A 17,119-nucleotide genomic window follows, 5' to 3' on the forward strand; every position below is an offset into this window, starting at 1 on the left:
CGTGATGTGACGCACATAACTGCCCGGGGTGATCGCCGTACCTTCGCCACCATCGAAACGAAGTCGCGTCAGATCATTCAGGCGGAAGGTGACCCATGGCCCGCATCGAATATCTCAAGGACCAGCTTGCCCGCGCCGAGCGGCTGGCGAAAGCCATCCTCGACCAGCAGACGGTGCAGCGACTTCAAGCCTTCGCCGCCGAATGTCGCGCTGAATTGCAGGTGCTGACGCGGAGGGCCGCAGCGTAAGGCGCGTTACACCAGCTTCATCGGCGCATCGGCGACCACGCGCAGGTCGATGCTTCCGATCAACGCCGCACGGCGCACCTCCGCAGCGCTGATCGCATCGTCCGTCTGGCGCAACGTGCTGACGTTCGAGCCGAGCGAGACGATCCCGCCCAGCACGAGCGCGATCGATGCGAGCGCGGCAGTCTGACCAAACCCAAACACCCCGAAGATCGTGACGAGCAGCAGCGCGGCCCCGGCGCCGATCGCGATCTTGGACGCCAGGATGTACTTCCGGCATCGCTCTGCGATCTCGGCGAGGCGCTCGATCCGATCTTCGATGTCAGAAATCTCGTCGGTCGGGTCGTCTTCGGTCATTGTCGAGCAAGCTCAATTGCGAGTTCCAGTATACGACGATCTGGCTTCGTCCTACCGGCCTTCAAGTATTCCTTGATGCCGCTTCTCTCGAAGACAATCTCTGTCCTGCTCACATCGCGCGGAAGCTCAACGTGAACGACAGTCACCCCATCGACGAGGATATCGTACAGATCCTCGTATTGTTCTGGAATGCGGCGAACGATGTAGACGTTCCGAGTGATCGACAGCAAACGATGCCGAAGCAGCGATAGCAGCCTTCGTGCCGCGGGCGCCGACAGCAGGTGCTCGCGGCCTGCTTCCAACTCCCGGATCATTTGCTTGTCCGACAGACGGCTCGGCGTCACTAAGCCCCCAGCTTTCGGTCAGTAGCCCACATGAGCGAAGCGACATGCGGGGCCCAAGTAAGAACCCGGATGTCGCTACGCTCCATCCAGGCTACGTCCAAATCACAACGGCAAATTGTCGTGCTTCTTCGCCGGCATCTCCACCTTCTTGTCCTTCAGCATCGCCAGCGCCCGCGCGATGCGCTTCCGCGTCGAGTGCGGCATGATGACGTCGTCGATGTAGCCGCGCTCGGCGGCGATGAACGGCGACAGGAAGCGGTCTTCGTATTCCTTGGTGCGGGCGGCGATCTTGTCGGGGTCGCCGATATCGGAGCGGAAGATGATCTCGACCGCGCCCTTGGCGCCCATCACGGCGATCTGGGCGGTCGGCCAGGCGTAGTTCATGTCGGCGCCGATCTCCTTGGAGGCCATGACGTCGAAGGCGCCGCCATAGGCCTTGCGGGTGATGATGGTGACGAGCGGCACGGTGCACTGCGAGTAGGCGAACAGGAGTTTCGCGCCGTGCTTGATCAGGCCGCCATATTCCTGCGCGGTGCCCGGCAGGAAGCCCGGCACGTCGACGAAGGTGACGATCGGGATGTTGAAGGCGTCGCAGAAGCGGACGAAGCGCGCGGCCTTGCGCGAGGCATCAGAGTCAAGCACGCCGGCCAGCACCATCGGCTGGTTGGCAACGAAGCCGACGGTGCGGCCCGCGATGCGGCCGAAGCCGGTGACGATGTTCTTGGCAAACAAGTCCGCGATCTCGAAGAAATCGCCCTCGTCCACGACCTTCAGGATCAGCTCCTTCATGTCGTAGGGCTTGTTCGGATTGTCGGGGACCAGCGTGTCGAGCGACATGTCGATCCGCTCGATGGAATCGAAGCTCGGCCATTCCGGCACGCCGTCCGAATTGTTCGACGGCAGGAAGTCGATCAGGCGCCGCATCTGGAGCAGCGTCTCGACGTCGTTCTCGAAAGCGCCGTCGGCGATCGAGGAGCGCGTGGCGTGCACCGAGGCGCCGCCGAGCTCTTCCGCCGTGACGACCTCGTTGGTCACGGTCTTCACCACGTCGGGGCCGGTGACGAACATGTAGCTGGTGTTCTTCACCATGAAGATGAAGTCGGTCATGGCAGGCGAATAGACATCGCCGCCGGCGCAAGGGCCCATGATGACGGAGATCTGCGGGATCACGCCCGAGGCCAGCACGTTGCGGCGGAACACGTAGGAATAGCCGGCGAGCGCGGCGACGCCCTCCTGGATGCGGGCGCCGCCCGCGTCATAGAGGCCGATGATGGGCGCCCGCGCCTTCATTGCCATGTCCTGGAGCTTTGTGATCTTCAGCGCGTGCGTTTCCGAGAGCGAACCGCCGAACACCGTAAAGTCCTTGGCGAACACAAAGGTCTTGCGGCCATTGACGGTGCCCCAGCCGGTGACGACGCCGTCGCCGGGCACCTTGGTCTTCTCCATGCCGAACTCGGTGGAGCGGTGCTCGACAAACATGTCGAATTCCTCGAACGATCCCTTGTCGAGCAAGAGCTCGATGCGCTCGCGGGCGGTCAGCTTGCCGCGAGCGTGCTGCGCGTCGATGCGCTTCTCCCCGCCGCCGAGCTTTGCGCCGGCACGACGATCTTCAAGGGCGTCCAGGATGTTCTTCATTTGCTCCCGCCAGTTCTTAGCCTAAATGCGATTGCCGGGGGTTCTAACACGGCATTTTGCGGGCCGGGAAGCGGCTTTCGGCGCCGCAGGGCTGCCTTGCCGCAGCGTGAAAGCGCAAGGAATTACAAAGCTTTGCTAGGAGGCGACGATGGACGAGAGAGCTACCGAGACGGGGGCCGCGACAGGCAGTGTCAACATCCTGCTCCGCCTGGAGGGCCTGACCCTGTTTGTGGGGATGGTGATGCTCTACGCGGCCTGGGACGGTTCGTGGCTGGTCTTTGCCCTGCTGTTCTTCGTCCCCGATCTGAGCTTCCTGGCCTATCTCGCCGACGCGCGCTTCGGCGCGATGGTCTACAATGCCGCCCACAGCTACATGGCGCCGGTGACGCTGCTGACGCTGGGTTTCGGCCTCGCCTCGCCCCTCACCCTGTCCATCGCCTTGATCTGGCTCGCCCATATCGGCATCGACCGGGCGCTCGGCTATGGTCTGAAATATTCGGCCGGGTTCGGCTTCACCCATCTCGGGCGGATCGGGCGGCAGAAGGACACCTGATCCCACGCGCCTACGGCTGCGCGCCGTCCGCAAATTTGGCTGATCGGCCCGGTTGACCCGGCTTGCCGATTCAGGCTTGCTTTGGGTCTACGATCAGGCGCCGAATGTTGCGTGAGCCCAGTCGGTACGGCGGCGGTCATCATGCCCTGGCTCAAGCATCACCATGTCCGCGACGGTCGTCCCCCTGCCGCCGAACTCATCGTCCGAAACCGTCGACTTCCTGCGGCGCATGGCCAGCATGGTGTCGGGCCGGAACGGGCAGATGCTGCTGCGCGCGGCCGCGCTGATCGAGTCGCTGGCGCAGCGGGCCATGACGGCCGAGCGGCTCTATCACCAGACGCAGGAAGAGAACACGCGCCATGTCGAGCTGCGCGAGGCCGCCGAACTCGCCTCCGACGCCATGGTCAGCCAGATCAAGGCCTTGCGGACGCAGCTCGCTGAAGTGACTACCGCAGCAGCAGCCGAGCGCGCGGCGTTCGATGCCGAGCGGGGCAAGCTGCTCGGCCTGATGCAGCATGCCGAAACTCACATCGGCAAGCTCACCACCGAGCTCGACAGCTTGCGCGCCTCCGTCGACGGTTTCAACGAGACCGTGGTCTCGGTGCCGATCGAGGTGCTCCGGCTGGCGCGCACCCAGTTCGATTTCCTCTCCGCCGGCTTCGCCCGCAAGGGCGACGTGATCTCGCAGGCGATGAGCGAGATCGGCGGCTTTGCGATCGACCAGGCCCTGACGGTGAAGAAGACCGACACCGCCTGAGGCGGACGCGCGCCAGCCGAAGGGGATGCCGCGGATCTATCCGTGATATTCCCAGGTGGACGCACTGTCCGAGAGGACCCGCAAGAGACTGCGGATCCGCGTGGGCATCTGTTTGCGGCTGACTTGCACGGCATGGACCGGGATATTCGGCACCCGCCAGCCGCGCAACAATTCGACAATGCGTCCGCCTTCGAGGTCCTTCACGCCGCACCAGGCCGGAAGCCAGGCTATTCCGAGGCCTCGCGAGACCATCGCCCACGCGACCGACATGTCCTCGACGACCACGCGCTTTCGCGGCAGCATCCGGATCAGCGTGCCGTCCGACGGATCCTGAAACTGCCAGGGCATGAGCTGTCCGGTTGCCGGATCGCGAAAACCAATCTGATGATGCGCTTTGAGGTCTCGAACCGAGCGAGGCTCTCTCATGAACTCAACATAGCGGCGGGTCGCGACCAGCACCCAGGGGAACGTCGCCAGCCGCTTCGCGGTGACGCCGGGGTGGCGATCGAGGGAGCCGAAGCGGATAGCGATGTCGATTCCTTCGGTTCCCAGATCGAGGCCGAAATCGTCCACCTTCAATTCGAGCTCGAGCGCCGGATTGGCCTTTAAAATGGCCGGGAGTTTCGGTGCGATGCAGGCCCTGAGAAAAGCGCCCGGAGCTGCAAGGCGCACGCGTCCGGCTTCGCCGCCTGTGGCTTCGTCCAGCATCACGTCGAGTTGCTCCGCCTGCCGCAAGAGATCACGGGCGCTCTCCAGCAGGCGTTCGCCGTCATGCGTCAACGAGATCGCATGCGTGGTGCGATGAAGAAGCTTCACGCCCCGCATCTGTTCGAACCGCGCAATCGCCTTGGACATGGCCGACGTCGACGTTCCGGCCCGGCGGGCAGCTTCGGCGAACGAGCCTGCTTCGACGACGCGGACGAACTGGAGCAGATTGAGGAGCTGTTGATGGCTGCGCGGTGTTGCCATGGCGTCATCATAGCAATGACACCGCGCCCACTACAAGACCGCCTGAGAGGGCTGGTATCAGATCACAGCAATGGATCTGACGATTGGAGAGAACAGTGTTTGTTGAAATCGGCGAAGCAGCACTCGCATCAGCGGCCGCAAAATATCCTGGAGATCAGCCGATCTTCATGCTCAACCTCCTCCGCTACCGGGACGAGGCCTTGTACCGAGCGAACGCAGAGCTTCCCGTCTGCAGCGGTCGCGAAGCCTACTACACGCGATATGTTCCTGCATTTCGCAAGCTGGCGCTCAGGCAAGGGGTCGTGCCGACTTGGCTTGGATCGGTCGGAGCTCTGCTGGTGGGGGCGGAAGGCGAAGCCTGGCACGATGTCGCCATCGTGCGCTATCCCGACTTCGCGACCTTTCAGCACATTGTTTCGAGCGCGGATTATCGACGTGAAGCCGAACCCCACCGCCTGGCCGCGCTCGCCGACTGGCGATTGATTGCGACGACCGAAGTGCAGGTGCCGGACTAGGGGCCACTGCACGCCCCGATTGACAGCGCGTGGAGCCGTTGTTCTACTGACCAAAAATCGGGGAGCGTTCCAATGGCCACGACATGGCGCGCCGTCGCAGCGCTGATCGCGCTGTGCGTTTCGAACTGGTTTGTTGGCGGCGAAGCCGTCGCGCAGGCACTCCCAAAGGAAGTCGCCACCCGCACCGAGATCTATCCGGTCCCCTCGCTCACCCTCTCCGACCAGCAATTCCTCAGCGGCGATGCGGCGGCCGGCAAGCCGGTGACGGTCGCAGGCGAATTTCGCGTGGCGCAAGGCACCGGAAAGCTCCCCGTCGTGGTGCTGATGCACGGCTCGAGCGGCGTCGGCGCCACCACCGAGGCCTGGGTGCACGCGTTCAACGCCATGGGCATCTCCACCTTCGTGATCGACGGCTTCACCGGCCGCGGGCTGACGGTGGTCGGGCCGAACCAGGCCCTGCTCGGCCGGCTCAATCTGATCGTCGACATCTACCGCTCGCTGGAGATTCTTGCAAAGCATCCCCGCGTCGACCCTGATCGTATCGTGCTGATGGGTTTTTCGCGCGGCGGACAGGCGACGCTCTATGCGAGCCTCGACCGCTTCAACAAGCTCTGGAACAAGTCCGGCGTCCAGTTCGCGGCCTACATCCCGTTCTATCCGGACTGCTCGACGACCTACGTTGGCGACAGCGAGGTCGCCGCACGTCCGATCCGCATCTACCACGGCACGCCCGACGACTACAATCCCGTGAAGAGCTGCAAGGCGTTCGTGGAGCGGCTCAAGGCGGCGGGCCGCGACGTCGTGCTGACCGAATATGCCGACAGCGCGCACGGCTTCGATAGCGGCCTGCTCGGCGTCAACACTGTTACAGTGTCCGCCAACGCACAGACCGTGCGCAACTGCAAGATCAAGGAAGGCGACGGCGGCGTGCTGATGAACGGCGACACCAACGCGCCCTTCACCTACAAGGATTCCTGCGTCGAGCTGAACCCGCGTGTCGGCGGCAATCCCGCGACGGCCGCGGAGTCGCGCAAGGCCGTGGAGGAGTTTTTGCAGGCGCTGTTCAAGCTGGGCTGAGAGTGCCTGCTCGGCACGCGATGCCGCAGGTGGGGGATGCCAATCGAGCGGCGCCAGCGCGGCAGCGCTAGATCGCGCCAATCTCGGCAAGGCAGGCTTGCGTCAGCGGCATGCGCTCACTGATGAGACGCGGCTCCTTGCAATCCATGTTGAGCGCGAACACGGTGTGTGCTTCGCCCTTCTCGGCCCAGCCGACCATCCAGCCCAGCGACGGCTCACCGCGCTCGGCTCCCAGCAGCCCAGACTTGGCGCGAATGACGCTGTCGCCGACCTTCGTCACCGGCAGGATGTCGGCGACGAGATCCTGGCTGCGCTTGCTGACCGGCAGCGAGCGGCGGCGCAGCTGGTCGACGAAATCGATCTGCTCGACCGGATCGATGCGCAAATTCCCGGTCAGCCAGAACTGGTCGATGCCGCCGCCGATGTCGCGATTGCCGTAGTCGAACAGATCGACGTATTTCTGCATCCGCTCCTGACCGATGCGGCGCGCGATCTCCTGATAGACCGGCACCGCGCTGACCGCGATTGCGCTGCGCAGCGTGTGATCCTTGTTCCAGGCTTCGATCGGGCGCTTCACGCCGTCCCACGCAAACACATCCTTGTCGGGATCAGCGACCACGCCGGTCTCCAGCGCGATCAGCGAGTTCGGAATCTTGAAGGTCGAGGCCGGCAGCTTCCCCTCGCCCGAGCGCTCCTTGTCGCTGGCGACGATCAGATAGTCCTCGACCTTGTAGCCGACAAAGGTGCCTGACGTGCCGAGGTCGGTAAAGTGCTTGGCCAGGCTGTCGCGGAATTCATTCCGCGGCGGCGCGACATGGGCAAGCGCACGCTGCGGCAGGATCGCAGTCGCGGCGAGAAGACCGAGGGTGGAACGGCGAGTGAGCAAGGGCGGTATCCGTTGAGCGATGAAAGTGCCGCGACCATGCAGCGGCTACGTGGTCAAACGATGACAGCGCTCAGCGCCGCCCCGACAGCCGCAGCACGAACACCAGCACTTCGGCGACGGCCTTGTAGAGGTCGGGCGGGATCTCCTCGCCGAGCTCGACCTTGGACAGTGCGCCGGCCAGGATCTCGTTCTCCTCGACCGGGATGTCGTTGGCTCTCGCGATCTCGACGATCTTTTCGCCGATCGTGCCCTTGCCCTTGGCGACGACGACGGGCGCACCAGAGCCCTTCTCGTAATGCAGCGCGATCGCGAGCTTGGTCTGGTCGCTCATGTGGCGCGATCCAGGAAGTGGCCGGCACGGGCCGGTGCGGGCTGCGGCGGGGTGCCGTCGCGGACCAGGATGTCGCCGGGCTTGAGCTCGGCGCGCGTCAGGGCCTGAGTGAGCTCGCCGATGCCGGCGCGGAGCTGCTGTGCGGTCGCCGGCCGCTCCGCCCACATCCGCACGAAGGTCTTGTCGCCGTTGAGCGTTACCAGTGCATGCACGGGGCCAGCCGGCTCGACATTCAGTGTGAAGCGCGCGCGCCAGGCGCGCTTGGCGGGATCGGCGGACTCGTTGCCGCCGTCGCGCGAGATCTCGAACTGCGCCATCGCGGTGCCCTGCCGGGTCGCAAAAGGAATCTCGAAATTCCACTGCGGCACGTTCGGGTCGATGCGGTGACCGCTGGCGTCGGTGCGATCTGGGAGCGAAGCGACCTGCAACAGCGTCTGCCGCGCGATCGCGGCGTCGGTGTCGTCGAGCAGGCGGTGCACCGTCGCAGAGAGCGGTGTATCGGGCGCGAGCGATGGCGAAGCAACCGCCTGCGGCGCCGGCAGCGCACCGCGGAACGGCGGTGGTGTCGTGCGCGCGGCCTCGAAGAGATGGCCATCCGGCACGGCCTTGTTCGAGCCGGGAACGTTGCCGGTCAGGCGCGGCAGGTTTTGCATCGCTTCTTGCAGCAGGGTCGCGGCAAGGCCGGCGGACACGGTGCGCGGCACTGCGGCTTGCGGAGCACCGCCGGCGATGTCGGCCAGCACGGCGGCAGCGAGATTGGCGTTGCGTGGCAGTGGAGATTGTTGGGAGATCTCGGGGCCAGTTGAAGGCGATGCCGCCTCATTTGCCGCTTGAGCCGTTGCTGCGGTGACCTGCAGTGTCGCCGCAGCAGTGGTTGAAACCGCAGCGCCCTGCGGCGCGGGAGTCTCGAGCGTGGCCAGCGTCTGGCGCAGCACCAGCAATGCGGCCTTCAGGTCCGGGACATTGCCGGAGGACGGCGTCGCGCCCGAGGCCAGCGAGGCTTCGAGAAACAGACCGGATTTCTGGAAGGCGGATTCGATATCGCCGCCGTCGAGGGCGCTGTTGAGCGGCGTCTGCTGCGCCAGCACGTCCAGCACCGCCTGCTTCAATCCCGCCGGCAGATCACTGCCGGTGACGACGGCGGCCAGATTGGCGAACAGCGGCGCTTGGCTGCCCTGTTTCGTCACGGCCTCAGCCGAAGCGGCGGTGACAGCGACCTGTTCTAACGGCGTCAGAGTGTTGCGTGCCGCGCTCGCGGACGGCGCAAGCGGCGGACTCTCCACCAGCGAGGCCGCGCGCGGCGTCAGCGTGATCTGGTCGGCCGGCGCCTCGCCTGCCCCGTTCATCACCGCGAGCCGGATGGTGCCGTCGTTCTGCGACACCGCGAGCTGGAGATTTTGCCCCGGCGTCAGCGCCACCTCCGACATCACGTCCATCGAAAGGTTGGCGATTGCGATCCGCACCAGATTGTCGGCGAGCACGCTGACGACCCGGGCGTCGACGACGCTGCCGGCCTGGAGCACGAGATCGGGCGTCGCCGCATCAGCCGCAGGGCTGGCAGCACTGACCGGAAGGATCGAGCTTATCGGCGTCGGCATCTTCGGGGGCCCAGGGAACGCTGGCCCCACCCTAAGGCCCCGTCGTAAACCCCTCGTTAAGGACCTTTGGCCGCCTGCGGCTTCACCGCGGCCAAAACCGTCACGGCGGCCTCGAAATCCCGCAGGCGCGCGGCCCGTCGGCGAGCTGCCTCCTCGTCCACGCCCCATTGGTCGGCGTTCCAGTCCTCATCGACATGGGCGGCGGCCCAGACCTGGCCGGCATCGCGCACGCCATGGGCCAGCGCCAGCGCCAGCAGCGCCGATCCGGTCAGGGTCGTGACCACGTGGAGCACGGCCACCGACCAGGCATCCTCGGGCAGCGCGGCACGGGCGGCCCGGAGCGCCTCGTCCGGCTGCTTCACATGCATGATGCCTTCGGACAGGATGAAATGCGCGCCCAGCGTCTCCGCTGCCCAGAACAGCACGGGGTCCCAATGCGCGGCCTCGCGGGCGACCAGCCCCTCGGGATGGCCGGCGCGATAGAACAGCAAATCGGACTCAAGGTATTTTGCGAGGTCCTCGGCGACAAGTTCGACGCGGTCGACGACGCCCTCGACCACGCTGTTGGCGATCCGCGTCAGCGGCATGCTCATCGGATCGATCGCCTCGCCCTGGGCCGCCCATTCGGCGGCGACTGCGTCGGCCAGGCCGCGCGAGGGGATCACCACTTGTCGGCTGGACGGCGTGCGGATCGGCCTGCCGTCGAGCGTGATGACGAAGCCGCCCTCGGCCTCGGTGACGCCGGCCTCCTTGTAGAAGCGCTTACGCAGGGGCGTGCGCGCGGATTCCCGTGGATCCGGCGGGGGTTGCCCGGCTGCTTCTTCGAACAATTCGCGCATCTTGAGTTTTCGGTCTCCGCCGCTGGATGCTAGCCTTTTAAGGTAAGATCAGCAGCCGATAAAGCGAGCGGCAGGCATGAGGGAACTTGCGGGCGTTGGGGCCCTGTTGGCCGGGCTTTGGCTGGCCGCGGCGGAGGCCGGCTTTCGCACCCCGGAATCGCTGGTCCGCAACGTCTATGCCCATTACGGCGAAGGTGCGCCGGAGCTGTCAAAGGGCCTGCCGCGGGATGCCGCCACCGCCCGGCAATTCTTCGATCCTCCCTTGCGCAAAGTGTGGTCCGCGCCGCGTGTCGAGCCCTACGACTTTCTGGTGCAGAGCCCGAGCTGGAAGCTCGGCCCCGTTACGATCGCGGTCGTGCGGAGGCAATACGACAAGACCTATGTCGCAGCGAATTTCGACAATCGCGGCCGGAGGGTCGCGCTGAACTTCATCCTGGTCAACGGGCCCGAAGGCTGGCTGATCACGGATATCGAGAGCCCGCACGACTCTCTGCGGATGTTTCTGGAGCAGTTTCGGAATTGAGCCCCGCTGTCATGAGCGTGTGGCTCGCCGCGCGCCCTGCTAGGTCGCTCAACTACTCTTCCGGCGCGTTCTCGATCGGGTCGAACCGGCTCGCGTCGAGCCCGAGCAGATTCCACGACTGTTGCATGTGCTGCGGCAGCGGCGCGGTGGCATCGATGAAGCCGCCGCGCGGATGCGGAATGACGATGCGGCGTGCGAGCAGATGCAGCCGGTTTTGCAGGCCGCCCGGCAACTGCCAGTTCTCGATGTTGAAATATTTGGGATCGCCAACAATGGGGTGGCCAATATGCTCCATGTGGGCGCGCAGCTGGTGGGTGCGGCCCGTCACCGGTTTCAACGACACCCAGGTCAGCTTGTTACCGGCGGTCTCGACCACGGCGTAGTACGTCACCGCGTGGCTGGCGCCCTCGTCGCCATGCTGGGCGATGCGCATGATGGTGTCGTCCTCGCTCTCTTCCTTGGCGAGGAAGGTCGAGATGCGGCCCTGCTTCGGCTTCGGCAGGCCCGGCACCAGCGCCCAATAGGTTTTGCGTGCCGACCGCGAGCGGAACGCGCCGGTCAGATGCGAGGCGGCAAAGCGCGTCTTGGCGATCAGCAGGCAGCCCGAGGTCTCGCGATCGATGCGGTGCACGAGGCGCGGCTTCTGGCCCTTGGCATCGCGCATCACCTCGAGCATCTGGTCGATGTGCCGGGTCATGCCCGAGCCGCCCTGCACGGCAAGTCCGGCGGGCTTGTTCAGGACGAGGACGTCGTCGTCCTCGTAGATCGTCATCTCCTTCAGCGCCTTGAGCGTCTTCTGCGCAGCCTCCGAGAACTCGCCGACGACCTTCGGCGTATCCAGCTTCAGCGGCGGAATGCGGACGCTCTGGCCCTCCTCCAGCCGGTCCTTGCTGTCGACACGCTTGCCATCGACGCGCAGTTCGCCCTTACGGACGACGCGCTGGATGTGGGAGAACGACAGCCCAGGAAAGCGCGCTTCGAGGAAACGATCCACGCGCATGTTGTTCTCGTCGGCCGACACGGTGACGGTCTGCACTTTGGTCGGCAGCAGCGCCTCGACCGGCCTTTCGGGCGCGGCCCTTTCCGGCTCGGCTTTCGGCGGACGCCGCTCGGCACGCTCGGCTGCAAAGCGCGGCGGCTTGCTGCCCGGCTTCCCGCCCGGACGCTGTCCCGCCGTCTTCGCGCTGCGCGCCTTGAACGGGCGCGATTCCTTGCGCTCATCGCGCGAACGGGGCTTTGGATCGGTTCTCTTGATACGGCGGCTCATGGATGCCTGCGTACCCTAAAAGCCGGCTGCCGTCACGGCGAAATGGCCGTTTCTAGCGCGAGCCGCCCCGCTCCTTCCGCAGCTTGGCCCAGTAATCCAGCCGCTTCCTGATCTCCCGCTCGAACCCGCGCTCGGGCGGGTCATAGAAGGTCTGGCGGCCAAGGGCTTCCGGAAAATAGTCCTGGCCGGAGAAGGCATCAGGGGCGTCGTGGTCGTATTCGTAGGCGGCGCCGTAGCCTTCCGACTTCATCAGCTTGGTCGGCGAATTGAGGATGTGTTTTGGCGGCAGCAGCGAGCCGGCCTGCTTGGCGACCTGCATCGCCGTGCCGAAAGCCGTATAGACCGCGTTCGATTTCGGCGCGGTGGCGAGATAGACCACGGCCTGCGCGATCGCGAGCTCGCCCTCGGGATGGCCGAGGAAGTCGAAGGCATCCTTGGCCGCATTGGCGATGACCAGCGCCTGCGGGTCGGCAAGGCCGATGTCCTCGACCGCCATGCGCACGACCCGGCGGGCCAGGAACAGCGGATCCTCGCCGGCGTCTAACATGCGCGCGAGATAATACAGCGCAGCGTCGGGATCCGAGCCGCGCACCGATTTATGCAGCGCCGAGATCAGGTTGTAATGGCCGTCGGCCGACTTGTCGTAGATTGGCGCGCGGCGCTGCAGGATGTCCTGCAATTGCGCGGCATTGAAAATCTCGTCCGCCCGGGCCGAACGCCAGACCTCTTCGGCAAGCGTCAGCGATGCGCGGCCGTCGCCATCGGCCATGCGCACCAGCACCGCCCTTGCCTCGTCATCGAGCGGCAGCTTGCGGCCCTCGACCTCCTCGGCATGCGCGAACAGCTTCTCGATCGCGGCGGCATCGAGCGAGCGAAACACCAGCACGCGCGCGCGCGACAAAAGCGCCGCGTTGAGCTCGAAGGACGGGTTTTCGGTGGTGGCGCCGACCATGACGACGGTGCCGTCTTCCATCACAGGCAGAAACGAATCCTGCTGGGCGCGGTTGAATCTGTGCACCTCGTCGACGAACAGCAGCGTGCCCTTGCCCATCTCGCGGCGGGCCCGCGCGGCGTCAAAGGCTTTCTTCAGATCGGCGACGCCGGAGAACACCGCGGAGATCTGCTCGAAATGCAGGTCCGTCGCATCCGCCAGCAGCCGCGCCACCGTGGTCTTGCCGGTGCCGGGCGGCCCCCAGAACACCAGCGAGCCGAGCGTGCGCGTCTCCAGCATGCGCGTCAGCGCGCCGTCGGGGCCGAGGATATGGTCCTGGCCCACGACCTCCGACAGCGCGCGCGGGCGCAGCCGGTCCGGCAGCGGATGCGGAGCCTCGTGGTCGAGCCCCGCCGCGGCGAAGAGCGTTGGCGTCTGCTGTGGTCGCTTCGGACTCATCCGCCCAGCGTGACGTTGATCTGCTGGCCACCACGCACCAGCGTGATGCGCCATATCCGCGGCCGCTCGCCCGCGGCCTTTTCGAGGTCGCCGGTCTTGCTGATCTTCTGGTTGTTGACCGCGAGGATGATGTCGCCCTTCTGGAAGCCGACGCTCGCAGCCGCGCTGTCGCCGCCGAGATCGGTGACCACCACGCCTTCGGTGTCGGCGTCCAGATGCAGCTCGTCGGCGACCGCCGGTGTGATGGTCGAGATCTTCGCGCCCTGAAACGGCGAACGCGCGGTGATGACGAGCTCGTTGCGGCCGGTGTCGGGCGCGGTCTCGAGCGCGATCGTGACCCTGAGCGGCTTCCCGCCGCGCTGCACGTCGATCTGCGCGGTGCCGCCGAGCGGACGCGTCGCGAAGCGATAGTCGAAGGCGTTGGGGTCATCGACGGTCTGGCCGTCGATCCCGGTGATGAGATCGGAGGATTTCAGGCCGGCCTTCGCCGCGGGGCCGCTCGAGACCACGCTCGCGACCAGCGCGCCGGTCGGCGAGCGCAGGCCGAGGCTTTCCGCGATCTCGGGCGTCACCGCCTGCAATTTCGCCCCTAACCAGGGACGTTTCACCGCCTTGCCGCCGCTCTTGGCGGAGGCGACGACGACGCGCACCATGTTGGCGGGGATCGCAAAGCCGATTCCTTGCGAGCCGCCGGAGCGCGAATAGATCGCGGTGTTGATGCCGGCGAGCTTGCCGCTCATGTCGACCAGCGCGCCGCCGGAATTGCCGGGATTGATCGCCGCATCGGTCTGGATGAAGAACTGGTAGTCGGTGATGCCGACCTGGGTGCGCGCCAGCGCCGAGATGATGCCGTGGGTCACGGTCTGGCCGACGCCGAAGGGATTGCCGATCGCGAGCACGACATCGCCGACCAGGAGCTCGTCGGAATTGGTGAAGTCGAGGGTCGGGAATTTCTCCTTGGTGTCCTTCAGGCGCAGCACCGCGAGATCGGTGCGCGTATCCTTCAGCAGGATCTCGGCTTCGAACTCGCGCTTGTCCGACAGCGACACCTTCACCTGGTCCGCGCCCTCGATGACGTGGACATTGGTGACGACGAGGCCGGAGGCATCGACGATGACGCCGGAGCCGAGCGAGCGCTGCATCTGCTCGGGCTGCTGGCCCGGCACGCCGAAGAAGCGGCGGAAGATGGGATCATCGAGCAGCGGATTGCGGTTCTGCACCACCTTGGCGGCGTAGACGTTGACGACGGCCGGCTGCACCCGCTGCACGATCGGCGAATAGGACAGCCGCAGCTCGGCGGGCGAGGACGGGACACGGCGGTCCTGCGCGGCGGCCGGATTGAAGTGGGCTGAAAACGCTATGCACAATGCCGTGACGACGGCGGTTCGGGTCGATCGAAACATTCCTACCTCTCGGAAAAGACGCCGGAATATAGGCGCGTTCGCCCGCCAATAGAAGGGCGCCAGGGGGCATTATTCAGCCCCTCTCCGGTGTGTCCGGCATGCAAGGCCGGTGTGCGAATCGCGCAATTTGCCGGAGCCGTGGATTGGCATGATGCGCATCATCCAGCATTGTGGTGAGAAGCGGATTCGGTTGCGGCGAATTGGCATCAGTGGGAACCCGCACAACCGGGCGCAGCGTCGCGGGGCAGTCATCGATCACACATAGGCTCTCCGCCGGCGACTTGGGGAAGTTCGTCAAACGATGGAGGCGTAACGTGAGCAGAACAAGATTTGCAGCCACGGCAATCGGTCTCGCCGGCGCGCTGGCGGCCTCGCAGGCCCAGGCCCAATCGGCAAGCAGCAGCGAGCAGGAGATCGCGCTGCTGAAGCAGCAGTTGAAGATGCTGGAGCAGAAGCTCGACAAGCTCCAGAGCCAGACCGCCGCGAATACGGCGGCCACGGCGAAAACCAAGGCCGAAGCAAAGGCCGAGGCCAAAGCCGAAGCACGCTCGGAGGCGAAGGCGGTCGTGGCCAATGCGAACGCGGCGTTTCCCGTCAAGGGCGCCCCGCCCACCTCCGGCGTCATCGTCACGATGCCGAACAACCGGCCGACCATCTGCACCGCCGACGGAGCCAACTGCGTCGCAATCACCGGCCGCGTGCACTGGGATGTCGGCGGCTACGACTACCGCCCCAACACCGCGGGCACCGTGCCGCAGAAGCTCGACAGCGGCGAGAACGTCCGCCGCGCGCGCATCGGCGTCACCGGCAAGTTCTTCAACGACTGGAATTTCGCGCTGGTCTACGACTTCGGCGGCTCCTCCGACGGCTTTGGCGGCGCAGCGCCTGGCTCGCTGCCCGGCGGCGGCGCCTCCGGCGTCGAGAACGCCTATCTCAGCTACACCGGCCTGAAGCCGTTCGGCGGCAAGATGGCCATCGAAGCCGGCATCATGGACCTACCCTACACCATGGACGAGGCCACGAGCTCCAACGACATCATGTTCATGGAGCGCGCTTCGGCCGGCGTGATCGCGACCAACATCGCCGCGGGCGACTTCCGCTCCGCAGCCGGCACGCGCTGGTACAACGACCAGCTCTGGATCGGCGGCTATGTCACGGGACCGTCGAGCGGTGCGATCCATTCCGCATCGAGTGCGGCGCCGGCGGGCACGAGCGAGCAATATGGTGCGGTGGCGCGCGTTGCCGGCAACCCGATCAGCGGAAAGGACTACTCGGTGCATATCGGTGCCGACGCGCAATGGCTGATCCAGCCGCCGCGCAATCTGATCGCCAACACGCAGACGGTGACGCTGAGCGATCGTCCGGAATTGCGCCTCGACCCGACCACGCTGGTCTCGACCGGCGCGATCGCCAATGCCTCGGGCGCGCAGGTCTACAGCGTCGAAGCGGCGGCGACCTATGGGCCTTTCATCGTTCAGGGCGAGTACTTCTGGTACAACGTCGACCGCACCGCCAACACCGGTGTGCCGCTGGTCGGCGCACCGAGCCTGAAATTCCAGGGCGGCTATGCCCAGGCGGGCTACGTGCTGACGGGCGAAGGCCGGACCTACAACGCAGCAAACGCGGCCTATAACGGCGTCAAGCCCGCGCATCCGTTCTCGCTCGACGGCGGCGGCTGGGGCGCGTGGGAGATCGCCGGACGCTTCTCGACGATCGACCTCAACGACCAGCTCGCGACCGCCAACGGCATCGCCGGCGGACGGCAGAACGTCTACACCCTGGCGCTCAACTGGTACGTCAACGGCAACGTCCGCTTCATGCTGGACTACCTGCATGGCGATATCGCCAGGCAGGCTTCAGCGGTTTCGAGCGCTAATGTCGGCTCGAAATTCGACGCGGTCGCGATGCGCACGCAGTTCGCGTTCTGACGCAATCTCTTCCGGGAGCGGCGATCCGCTCCCGGACGTTCACGCCGCACGCTTCTTCTTCACGACCACCGGCGCAGGCGCGCCGGACAGCCGCTGCTGATGGCTCTCGCCCCAGGCCTTCAGGATGTCGATCACCGGCTTGAGGCTCTCGCCTAACTCGGAGAGGCAATATTCCACGCGCGGCGGCACCTCGGCATAGACCTTGCGGATGACGAGCTTGTCCTCCTCCAGCGCGCGAAGCTGCTTGGTCAGCATGCGCTGGGTGATGCTGGGCATCCGGCGGCGCAATTCGCCGAAGCGCTGGGTGCCGCTCTGGAGGTGATAGAGGATCACGCCCTTCCACTTGCCATCGATCAGGTCCAGCGTCGCCTCGACCGAGCAGCCGGGGCGACGGGTAAAATTGCGCCGTTTCATGCGTGTCTTCCCAATAGTATCCAAACAGGGACTATATCCCCGAATTTACAGTACTTGCCAAATCGGAGCCAGAGCGACAGTTAGGACG

At 65.5% G+C, this 17,119-nt stretch carries 19 protein-coding genes and 1 pseudogene; 7 read left to right on the forward strand and 13 right to left on the reverse strand.

Annotated elements, in window-relative coordinates; genetic code table 11:
• The first annotated feature begins 95 nt into the window (after positions 1 to 95).
• Positions 96 to 248 carry a hypothetical protein gene (locus tag I3J27_RS22970; RefSeq protein ID WP_270160697.1) on the forward strand — a complete coding sequence of 51 codons (153 nt, stop codon included), beginning with the start codon at positions 96 to 98 and terminating at the stop codon, positions 246 to 248.
• Between the two features lie 6 nt (positions 249 to 254).
• Here I3J27_RS22970 and I3J27_RS22975 read toward each other — a convergent pair whose 3' ends face one another.
• The 3 genes from I3J27_RS22975 to I3J27_RS22985 form a co-directional block, all read right to left on the reverse strand.
• Positions 255 to 602 carry a hypothetical protein gene (locus tag I3J27_RS22975; RefSeq protein ID WP_270160698.1) on the reverse strand — a complete coding sequence of 116 codons (348 nt, stop codon included), beginning with the start codon at positions 600 to 602 and terminating at the stop codon, positions 255 to 257.
• Positions 599 to 916 (reverse strand): hypothetical protein, encoded by a 318-nt coding sequence (locus I3J27_RS22980; protein ID WP_270160699.1) that lies wholly within the window; start codon positions 914 to 916, stop codon positions 599 to 601. The genes I3J27_RS22975 and I3J27_RS22980 overlap by 4 nt, the downstream gene beginning before the upstream one ends.
• 132 nt (positions 917 to 1,048) lie before the next feature.
• Complete coding sequence (locus I3J27_RS22985; RefSeq protein WP_270160700.1) at positions 1,049 to 2,581, reverse strand: acyl-CoA carboxylase subunit beta; 1,533 nt, start codon at positions 2,579 to 2,581, stop codon at positions 1,049 to 1,051.
• A 148-nt stretch (positions 2,582 to 2,729) separates the two neighbouring features.
• On the opposite strand from I3J27_RS22985, the gene I3J27_RS22990 reads away from it, so the two are divergent.
• Together I3J27_RS22990 and I3J27_RS22995 are read left to right on the forward strand one after the other, a co-directional pair.
• Complete coding sequence (locus I3J27_RS22990; RefSeq protein ID WP_270160701.1) at positions 2,730 to 3,134, forward strand: DUF4260 domain-containing protein; 405 nt, start codon at positions 2,730 to 2,732, stop codon at positions 3,132 to 3,134.
• Positions 3,135 to 3,297: 163 nt separating this feature from the next.
• On the forward strand, positions 3,298 to 3,891 hold the full coding sequence (locus tag I3J27_RS22995) for a hypothetical protein (RefSeq protein WP_270160702.1): 594 nt from the start codon (positions 3,298 to 3,300) through the stop codon (positions 3,889 to 3,891).
• 36 nt (positions 3,892 to 3,927) lie between these two features.
• Here the strand turns inward: I3J27_RS22995 and I3J27_RS23000 are convergent, their stop codons facing one another.
• Together I3J27_RS23000 and I3J27_RS39205 are read right to left on the reverse strand one after the other, a co-directional pair.
• Positions 3,928 to 4,671 (reverse strand): substrate binding domain-containing protein, encoded by a 744-nt coding sequence (locus I3J27_RS23000; protein ID WP_270160703.1) that lies wholly within the window; start codon positions 4,669 to 4,671, stop codon positions 3,928 to 3,930.
• Positions 4,672 to 4,713: 42 nt separating this feature from the next.
• Positions 4,714 to 4,860 (reverse strand): annotated as a pseudogene (locus I3J27_RS39205) (helix-turn-helix domain-containing protein); the annotation flags it as partial.
• 95 nt (positions 4,861 to 4,955) lie between these two features.
• Between I3J27_RS39205 and I3J27_RS23005 the strand changes: the two are divergent.
• Positions 4,956 to 5,375 (forward strand): DUF1330 domain-containing protein, encoded by a 420-nt coding sequence (locus I3J27_RS23005; RefSeq protein WP_270160704.1) that lies wholly within the window; start codon positions 4,956 to 4,958, stop codon positions 5,373 to 5,375.
• A gap of 72 nt (positions 5,376 to 5,447) precedes the next feature.
• On the forward strand, positions 5,448 to 6,452 hold the full coding sequence (locus tag I3J27_RS23010; protein WP_270160705.1) for a dienelactone hydrolase family protein: 1,005 nt from the start codon (positions 5,448 to 5,450) through the stop codon (positions 6,450 to 6,452).
• Positions 6,453 to 6,519: 67 nt separating this feature from the next.
• On the opposite strand, the gene blaOXA is transcribed toward I3J27_RS23010, so the two are convergent.
• From blaOXA to I3J27_RS23030, 4 genes are all read right to left on the reverse strand, one after another.
• On the reverse strand, positions 6,520 to 7,338 hold the full coding sequence (blaOXA, locus tag I3J27_RS23015) for a class D beta-lactamase (RefSeq protein WP_270160706.1): 819 nt from the start codon (positions 7,336 to 7,338) through the stop codon (positions 6,520 to 6,522).
• Positions 7,339 to 7,408: 70 nt separating this feature from the next.
• Positions 7,409 to 7,669 carry an EscU/YscU/HrcU family type III secretion system export apparatus switch protein gene (locus tag I3J27_RS23020; protein WP_270160707.1) on the reverse strand — a complete coding sequence of 87 codons (261 nt, stop codon included), beginning with the start codon at positions 7,667 to 7,669 and terminating at the stop codon, positions 7,409 to 7,411.
• On the reverse strand, positions 7,666 to 9,267 hold the full coding sequence (gene fliK / locus I3J27_RS23025) for a flagellar hook-length control protein FliK (RefSeq protein WP_270160708.1): 1,602 nt from the start codon (positions 9,265 to 9,267) through the stop codon (positions 7,666 to 7,668). Before fliK ends, I3J27_RS23020 begins: the two co-directional genes overlap by 4 nt.
• 56 nt (positions 9,268 to 9,323) lie before the next feature.
• Entirely contained in the window at positions 9,324 to 10,106 is a 783-nt protein-coding gene (locus I3J27_RS23030) for an ATP12 family chaperone protein (RefSeq protein WP_270160709.1), read from the reverse strand.
• Between the two features lie 76 nt (positions 10,107 to 10,182).
• Here I3J27_RS23030 and I3J27_RS23035 point away from each other — a divergent pair, with 76 nt between their 5' ends.
• On the forward strand, positions 10,183 to 10,629 hold the full coding sequence (locus I3J27_RS23035) for a hypothetical protein (RefSeq protein WP_270160710.1): 447 nt from the start codon (positions 10,183 to 10,185) through the stop codon (positions 10,627 to 10,629).
• Positions 10,630 to 10,681: 52 nt separating this feature from the next.
• Here the strand turns inward: I3J27_RS23035 and I3J27_RS23040 are convergent, their stop codons facing one another.
• The 3 genes from I3J27_RS23040 to I3J27_RS23050 are packed head-to-tail and all read right to left on the reverse strand — an operon-like array spanning position 10,682 to position 14,689.
• Complete coding sequence (locus I3J27_RS23040; protein WP_270160711.1) at positions 10,682 to 11,896, reverse strand: RluA family pseudouridine synthase; 1,215 nt, start codon at positions 11,894 to 11,896, stop codon at positions 10,682 to 10,684.
• A gap of 52 nt (positions 11,897 to 11,948) precedes the next feature.
• Positions 11,949 to 13,286 (reverse strand): replication-associated recombination protein A, encoded by a 1,338-nt coding sequence (locus I3J27_RS23045; RefSeq protein WP_270160712.1) that lies wholly within the window; start codon positions 13,284 to 13,286, stop codon positions 11,949 to 11,951.
• On the reverse strand, positions 13,283 to 14,689 hold the full coding sequence (locus I3J27_RS23050) for a DegQ family serine endoprotease (protein WP_270160713.1): 1,407 nt from the start codon (positions 14,687 to 14,689) through the stop codon (positions 13,283 to 13,285). The genes I3J27_RS23045 and I3J27_RS23050 overlap by 4 nt, the downstream gene beginning before the upstream one ends.
• Before the next feature lie 314 nt (positions 14,690 to 15,003).
• On the opposite strand from I3J27_RS23050, the gene I3J27_RS23055 reads away from it, so the two are divergent.
• Positions 15,004 to 16,617, forward strand: coding sequence for an OprO/OprP family phosphate-selective porin (locus tag I3J27_RS23055; RefSeq protein ID WP_270160714.1), 1,614 nt, complete (start codon positions 15,004 to 15,006; stop codon positions 16,615 to 16,617).
• Between the two features lie 39 nt (positions 16,618 to 16,656).
• Here I3J27_RS23055 and I3J27_RS23060 read toward each other — a convergent pair whose 3' ends face one another.
• Entirely contained in the window at positions 16,657 to 17,031 is a 375-nt protein-coding gene (locus tag I3J27_RS23060) for a winged helix-turn-helix transcriptional regulator (RefSeq protein ID WP_270160715.1), read from the reverse strand.
• Positions 17,032 to 17,119: the final 88 nt, after the last annotated feature.

The sequence above is a fragment of the Bradyrhizobium xenonodulans genome (assembly GCF_027594865.1).
GTDB classification, from domain to species: Bacteria; Pseudomonadota; Alphaproteobacteria; order Rhizobiales; family Xanthobacteraceae; genus Bradyrhizobium; species Bradyrhizobium xenonodulans.